The sequence below is a fragment of the Actinomadura sp. 3N407 genome, assembly GCF_052245875.1.
Taxonomy (GTDB): Bacteria; Actinomycetota; Actinomycetes; order Streptosporangiales; family Streptosporangiaceae; genus Spirillospora.
Window position 1 is genome coordinate 1 of record NZ_JBQQBP010000089.1, and the last position, 624, is coordinate 624.

The window sequence follows — 624 nt, forward strand, 5'->3', positions numbered from 1 at the left end:
ACGGCGTCGTGGTCGACTTGGTCGACGGCGTGGCCGAGATCACCGGCAAGGTGCCGTGCAGCTACGTCTACGTGGACGGCCTGTCGGTCGGCGAGGTCACCGAGTTCTCCCTCAAGGACCGGCGAGTGCTCGGTGAGGAAGGTTTCCTCTCAGTCTTTGTCGTGGTGGACGCGACCACCGGCAAGCTCGCCGTGGCCCCGCAGATCCACGCACGGGGCGCGGGCATCCCCGACGAGGAACTCGCGGCCCTGGAACCGGTCATCCACGAGGTCCTCGCCGCCGCGGCGGCCGACGGCATCAGCGAGGCGGGCCAGCTTCAGCAGCTGCTGCGCCGGCGGGTGAGCGGCTGGGCCGTCGCGCGGTTCCGGCGGCGGCCGATGGTCCTCACCAGGGTGATCGACATCTGACCGGTGCATCGATGGAGGACTGAGCGGTGATCTGCGGCTCTTGCGCGAACTCGCCGGAAGCCACTGGCCGGGCACCCGGTCAGTGGGTTCCGGTGAGTTCGCCGCTGAGGGTGTCGTGCATGCGGGCGCTGTGCTCGTTGAGCCCGACGATCTCGACGGTCTTGCCGCGCCGTTCGTACTTGGTGGTGACGGCGTCGAGGGCGGCGACGGTGGAGGC

1 pseudogene is annotated in these 624 nt (G+C 69.7%); it reads left to right on the forward strand.

From position 1 onward, the window contains the following. Nucleotides 1–407: pseudogene (locus ACTWPP_RS45060) on the forward strand (RNase J family beta-CASP ribonuclease); the annotation flags it as partial. Between the last annotated feature and the right edge of the window lie 217 nt (nt 408–624).